Here is a 5,710-nt window from a genome sequence, read left to right as displayed (position 1 = left end):
TCCGTCGTCGGCAGCGTCAGATGTGTATAAGAGACAGGGTTTGCCGCGTGAGCACCGTGACGCGTCGCTGTGTGTGCCCCGGTTCCTACGACCCCGTGACGAACGGGCACGTGGACGTCGTCACCCGCGCGAGCCGCCTCTTCGACGAGGTCGTCGTCGCGATCCTGCACAACCCCTCCAAGGAGGGCACCTTCTCGGTCCCGGAGCGCACCCGGCTGCTCGAGGCGTCGGTCGGTCACCTGCCGAACGTGCGCATCGGTGACTGGGCGGGCACACTCGTCGTCGACGTCTGCCGCGAGGTCGGGGCCGACGCCATGGTCAAGGGGCTGCGCGGCGGGACCGACTTCGCCTACGAGCTGCCGATGGCGCACATGAACCACCACCTCACCGGCGTCGAGACGCTCTTCCTGGCCTCCGACCCCACCCTCCAGCACGTGAGCAGCTCGCTGGTCAAGGAGGTCGTGCGCTACGGCGGCGACGTCACCGGCCTCGTCCCGGACGCCGTCCTCGAGGCGCTGCGCGGCCGTCTGGCCTGATTTGGGCGCCGGAGGAGCCTCCGGTAGCCTTGGACGTCGGTCCACGTCCGTCCTGGCGCGGACCGAACCTACGACCGTGCGCAGGAGACATGAGCCGCCCCGATCCCCGTTCACCGCTGGTGCTCGACACCAGGGACCTGAACAGGCGACCGGGGACGATGCATGAGCTCACGCGCACGGTGACGTTCTCCGACGACCTCGGCACCGACGTCATCGCGATCAAGGCCGGCACGCCGGTCGAGCTCGAGGTGCGGCTGGAGTCGGTCGTCGAGGGCGTCCTCGTCACGGGTTCGGTCGGCGGCACGGCGACCGGCGCCTGCGTGCGGTGCCTGGACCCCGTCGAGCTCGACGTCGACGGGACCTTCCAGGAGCTGTTCGCCTACGCCGACCGGGCGGCGCACCACCACGAGGTGGGAGCCGACTCGGACGAGGACGAGGTGCACGAGCTCGTCGGCGACCTCGTCGACCTGGAGCCCGTGCTCCGGGACGCGGTCGTACCGACGCTGCCGTTCAAGCCGGTGTGCCGGGAGGACTGCCCGGGCCTGTGCTCCGAGTGCGGAGCCAGGCTCGCGGACGACCCGGACCACCACCATGAAGTGATCGACCCGAGGTGGTCGGCTCTCGGCGGACTGCTGGGGGACGACCCGCAAGAGAAGAGGAACTGACGTGGCTGTCCCGAAGCGGAAGATGTCGCGCTCCAACACCCGTTCGCGTCGCGCGAACTGGAAGGCTACGCCGACCACGCTGACCACGTGCCCCCAGTGCGGTGCTGCCACGCAGCCCCACATCGCGTGCCCGTCGTGCGGCACCTACAAGGGCCGTCACTACGCCGCGGCCGAGCGCACCGAGCACCAGGCCTGACCTGCCCGTGAGCGGCCCCGTGAGCGACCTCGATGCCGGGGGTGTTCCGGCGGCGGTGACGCAGGAGCCGCAGCGGCCCGTCGACGCCCTGCTCGCCCACCTCGACGAGGTGGTCGGCCAGGGAGTCGACGAGCCGCTGCTCCTGCGTGCCCTGACGCACCGGTCCTACGCGTACGAGAACGGCGGGCTGCCGAACAACGAGCGCCTCGAGTTCCTCGGCGACTCCGTCCTGGGCCTCGTCGTCACCGAGACGCTCTACCGGGAGCACCCCGACCTCGCCGAGGGCCAGCTGGCCAAGCTGCGCGCGGCGGTCGTCAACATGCGAGCCCTCGCCGAGGTCGCGCGCACCTTCGACCTCGGCGGCTACGTCATGCTCGGCAAGGGTGAGGAGGCGACGGGCGGCCGCGACAAGGCCTCGATCCTCGCCGACACCCTCGAGGCGCTCATCGGCACCGTCTTCCTCAGCGTCGGCATCGAGCGGGCGGCCGTCTTCGTCCACCACCACTTCGACGCCCTCATCGAGGAGGCCGCGACCCTGGGCGCCGGCCTCGACTGGAAGACGAGCCTGCAGGAGATGGCCGCCGGCGCCGCGCTCGGGACTCCCGAGTACCGCGTCGGCGAGCAGGGCCCGGACCACGAGAAGGAGTTCCACGCGCAGGTCTTCGTCGGCGACGAGGTCCTCGGCGAGGGCCGTGGCCGCTCGAAGAAGGAGGCCGAGCAGAAGGCCGCCAAGCAGGCCTGGCACACGCTCGACGCCCGCAGCACCGAGGCGGCCGCCGACGAGTCTGCGGCCCCGGGTGTGTCCGGCCTGTCCGGCGACGTGTCCCGACCGTCCGGCCCCACCCGCGCGCTCGGCTGACCCGGACCGCCCTCAGACGTGCCCGAGCTGCCCGAGGTCGAGGTCGTCCGCCGCGGCCTCGAGGACCACGTCGTCGGCCGCCACGTCACCCGCGCCCGGATCACCGGCGTGCGGGTCGCGCGGCGTCACGACGCCGGGCCCGAGGACCTCGCGGCGCGGCTGCACGACGTCACCGTCACGGCCGCCTCACGCCGCGGCAAGTACCTCTGGCTCGCCCTCGACGGCGAGGACGCCCTCATCGTCCACCTCGGGATGAGCGGCCAGATGCTCGTCGAGCCCGCCGAGGCGCCGCTGGAGAAGCACTGCCACGCACGGTTCGACTTCGCCGACGGCGGGCCGCAGCTGCGGTTCGTCGACCAGCGCACCTTCGGGGGCCTGCAGCTGTCGCCGCTCGGTCGCGGGGGCATCCCCGAGGTCGTCGCGCACATCGCCCCCGACCCGTTCGAGCCGGTCTACGACCAGGCCGCCGTCGTGCGGCGGATGAAGCAGCGCGACAGCGCCGTCAAGCGCGCGCTCCTCGACCAGACCCTCGTCTCGGGCATCGGAAACATCTACGCCGACGAGGCGCTGTGGCGTGCACGGGTGCACGGCGAGCGGCTGTGCTCCGCGCTGACCAAGCCGACGCTGTCGCGCATCCTCGACCACGCCCGCGAGGTCATGGCCGAGGCCCTGGGCCAGGGCGGCACGAGCTTCGACGCGCTCTACGTCAACGTCAACGGGGCGAGCGGCTACTTCGACCGCTCGCTGCACGCCTACGGCCGCGAGGGCACGCCGTGCGACCGGTGCGGTGCCCTGATCCGCCGCGAGCAGTTCATGAACCGCTCGTCCTTCTCCTGCCCGGTGTGCCAGCCCCGACCGCGGCGCCGCGCGAGCGCCTGAGGCCCGCGCGAGCGCCTGAGGCCCGCGCGAGCGCCCGAGGCAGCTCGACGCCGGCCCGGGTCGACGGTCAGTGACCGCCCGGGCGACGCCTCGGCGCCGGCCGGGTCGGGTCGTCATGCGGTGGCGCGACGTGGTCGGGCACGACGATCGGTCGCAGCCGCGCCCAGGTCATGAAGACCGCTGCGACGACGACCATGACCAGGCCCGCCCAGAGGTTGGCGTTGACGCCACCGGTCTTGTCGAGGGCCCGGTCGCCGAACAGGCCCATGGCCACGAGGATGACCCCGTAGATGCCGATGAGGCCGCCGATGAAGTTGCGGATGTCGAAGGCGCCGGCGGTGTGCCGCTCGACACGGGCGTCGTCGGGCTCCGGGGCCAGCGGCTCCTCGTGCTCGCCGGGCGCGTGATCGGCGGACCGCCTGCTGCTGTCGGTCATGGCAGGACTCCTCTCAGAAGGCCACGTTGAGGATGACGACGAGCACCAGCGCGATGACCGCGAGCGGGATCGTGCGCTGGTACCACGGCAACCGCGACTCGTGCGGGTCGACGAGGTCCTCGCGCGGCGTCTCGGAGTAGACGAGCCCGCGCAGCTCGCGGGCCGGCTTGGGCACGGTGCCCAGGCTGACGACGACGCTGACGGCGATGTCGACGACGAACGCCGTGGACGCCGCGACGAACGCCGCGCCCTGCCCCTCGAGCGGCAGGACGCCGAGGCTCACCGAGCCGAACGCGTCCTTGGACAGGAACGCGACGACCACCGCGGACAGCGTGCCGCTGACCAGGCCGGCCCAGCCGGCCGTCGGCGTCATGCGCTTCCAGAACATGCCGAGGATGAACGTCGCGAACAGGGGTGCGTTGAAGAACCCGAACAGGGTCTGGAGGTAGTCCATGACGTTGCTGAAGGAGCTTGCGACGACGGCGGTGCCGATCGCGATGAGGGTCGCTGCGACGGTGGCCAGGCGTCCGATGCGCAGGTAGTAGTCGTCGCTGTGGTCCTTGCGGATGTACCGCTGCCACAGGTCGTAGCTGAAGACGGTGTTGAACGCGGAGATGTTGGCAGCCATGCCGGCCATGAAGGCCGCGAGCAGGCCGGCGATGGCGATGCCGAGCAGGCCGTTCGGCAGGACGTCGCGCATGAGCAGCAGCAGCGAGTCGTTGTACTTGACGCCCTCGCCCGACGCGCCGCCGGGCGGCGAGCCACCGTTCTTCAGCTGCCCGATCTCCGGGACGAGGACGGCCGCGATCATGCCGGGCAGGATGACGATGAACGGCACGAACATCTTCGGGAACGCGCCGATGATCGGCGTCTTGCGGGCGGCCGAGATGGAGTTGGACGCCATGGCGCGCTGGACCTCGACGAAGTTCGTCGTCCAGTAGCCGAAGGACAGCACGAAGCCCAGGCCGAAGACGATGCCGACGACGGACCAGAACGGCGAGCTGAAGCCGGACAGCGCCTCCCCGGGCCACGAGTGCAGCTGCTGGTCGGCGGGCGGGACACCCGCCTTGGCGGGGGCCGACGTCGCGAGCTGGGTGATCTTGTCCTGCAGGCCCTGCCAGCCGCCGACGCGGTGCAGGCCGATGAGGGTCAGCGGCAGGAGGGCGGCGACGATGACGAAGAACTGCAGCACCTCGTTGTAGATCGCCGCCGACAGGCCACCGAGCGTGATGTACGACAGGACGATCGCCGCCGCCACGAGGAGCGCGACCCAGAGCGGCCAGCCCAGGAGGGCGTGGACGATCGAGCCGAGCAGGTAGAGGTTGACGCCGGCGATGAGCAGCTGGGCGAGGGCGAAGCTCAGTGCGTTGACGAGGTGGGCGCCGGTGCCGAAGCGCCGGTACATGAACTCCGGGACCGAGCGGACCTTGGAGCCGTAGTAGAAGGGCATCATGACGACGCCGAGGAACAGCATCGCCGGGATGGCGCCCACCCAGAAGTAGTGGACGGTGGAGATGCCGAGCTCGGCGCCGTTGGCGGACATGCCCATGATCTCGACGGCGCCGAGGTTGGCCGAGATGAAGGCGAGGCCGGTGACCCAGGCCGGCAGGGACCGGCCCGACAGGAAGAAGTCGATGGAGTCGGACACGGCGCGCCGGGCCATGAGCCCGATGCCGAGGACGAAGACGAAGTACAGCGCGATGATGACGTAGTCGACGGGGTTGGCACTGATGATGGAGTCCGCTGTCGGTAGACCCGCGAGTGAGCGCATGCGATCAGTCCCTTCGTTGGGCGACCCGTTCGACGCTAGCGCAGCCGGGCCCGCCGGTCGCGTCAGGACACCTCCTGGTTGGTCGGGTCGGGAACGGAGCTGATGGCGCGCTTCAGCGGCACGGTGGCATCGACCGCCGCCTCGACCGGGATCGTCATACCCTTCTCGAGCGCGCGCTTCACGGCCAGGTAGTCACCGCTGGCGTTGACGGCCTCGACGGCCACGAGCAGGCCGCCGTGGTAGCTGAGCAGCGAGAACGACTCTGCTGCAGGGTCGCCGCGCAGGACCGTCGTGTCGGCACCGTGCGGCAGGCCCGCGATCTGGAGGCGCAGGTCGGCCTGGTCGCTCCAGAACCACGGCACGCTGTC

General features: G+C 70.9%; 8 protein-coding genes. 5 read left to right on the top strand and 3 right to left on the bottom strand.

Annotated elements, in window-relative coordinates; genetic code table 11:
* Window positions 1-20: 20 nt before the first annotated feature.
* The 5 genes from coaD (at window position 21) to mutM (ending at window position 3,135) form a co-directional block, all read left to right on the top strand.
* Window positions 21-536: a pantetheine-phosphate adenylyltransferase gene (gene coaD / locus ACPYOM_RS20640; protein ID WP_481347384.1), complete on the top strand. Its 516-nt coding sequence runs from the start codon at window positions 21-23 to the stop codon at window positions 534-536.
* An 89-nt stretch (window positions 537-625) separates the two neighbouring features.
* A complete protein-coding gene (locus ACPYOM_RS20635) occupies window positions 626-1,201 on the top strand; it encodes a YceD family protein (RefSeq protein WP_481339151.1) in 576 nt (191 codons plus the stop codon).
* Window position 1,202: 1 nt separating this feature from the next.
* Window positions 1,203-1,397: a 50S ribosomal protein L32 gene (rpmF, locus tag ACPYOM_RS20630; RefSeq protein WP_020142793.1), complete on the top strand. Its 195-nt coding sequence runs from the start codon at window positions 1,203-1,205 to the stop codon at window positions 1,395-1,397.
* Window positions 1,398-1,416: 19 nt separating this feature from the next.
* On the top strand, window positions 1,417-2,256 hold the full coding sequence (gene rnc / locus ACPYOM_RS20625) for a ribonuclease III (protein ID WP_481347383.1): 840 nt from the start codon (window positions 1,417-1,419) through the stop codon (window positions 2,254-2,256).
* 18 nt (window positions 2,257-2,274) lie between these two features.
* The gene (mutM, locus tag ACPYOM_RS20620) at window positions 2,275-3,135 is read left to right on the top strand and encodes a bifunctional DNA-formamidopyrimidine glycosylase/DNA-(apurinic or apyrimidinic site) lyase (RefSeq protein WP_481339155.1); all 861 of its coding nucleotides are present in this window, start codon (window positions 2,275-2,277) and stop codon (window positions 3,133-3,135) included.
* A gap of 67 nt (window positions 3,136-3,202) precedes the next feature.
* Here the strand turns inward: mutM and ACPYOM_RS20615 are convergent, their stop codons facing one another.
* The 3 genes from ACPYOM_RS20615 to ACPYOM_RS20605 all read right to left on the bottom strand — a co-directional run.
* Window positions 3,203-3,571, bottom strand: a complete 369-nt coding sequence (locus ACPYOM_RS20615) for a hypothetical protein (RefSeq protein WP_481347382.1) — start codon at window positions 3,569-3,571, stop codon at window positions 3,203-3,205.
* A 13-nt stretch (window positions 3,572-3,584) separates the two neighbouring features.
* Complete coding sequence (locus ACPYOM_RS20610; protein ID WP_481339158.1) at window positions 3,585-5,342, bottom strand: sodium:solute symporter family protein; 1,758 nt, start codon at window positions 5,340-5,342, stop codon at window positions 3,585-3,587.
* Between the two features lie 62 nt (window positions 5,343-5,404).
* The coding region (locus ACPYOM_RS20605; protein WP_481347381.1) for an oxidoreductase C-terminal domain-containing protein at window positions 5,405-5,710 on the bottom strand (306 nt) is incomplete at its 5' end.

The organism is Monashia sp. HAY1-2A (assembly GCF_056755315.1).
Note: the sequence above shows the minus strand (reverse complement) of the source record. Positions and strands in the feature narration are given on the sequence as shown.

Excerpts from the sequence above, each read along its gene's own strand:
- ACPYOM_RS20610 (WP_481339158.1), bottom strand. The coding sequence starts at position 5,342 with ATGCGCTCACTCGCGGGTCTACCGACAGCGGACTCCATCATCAGTGCC.
- ACPYOM_RS20635 (WP_481339151.1), top strand. The coding sequence starts at position 626 with ATGAGCCGCCCCGATCCCCGTTCACCGCTGGTGCTCGACACCAGGGAC.
- coaD (WP_481347384.1), top strand. The coding sequence starts at position 21 with ATGTGTATAAGAGACAGGGTTTGCCGCGTGAGCACCGTGACGCGTCGC.
- ACPYOM_RS20615 (WP_481347382.1), bottom strand. The coding sequence starts at position 3,571 with ATGACCGACAGCAGCAGGCGGTCCGCCGATCACGCGCCCGGCGAGCAC.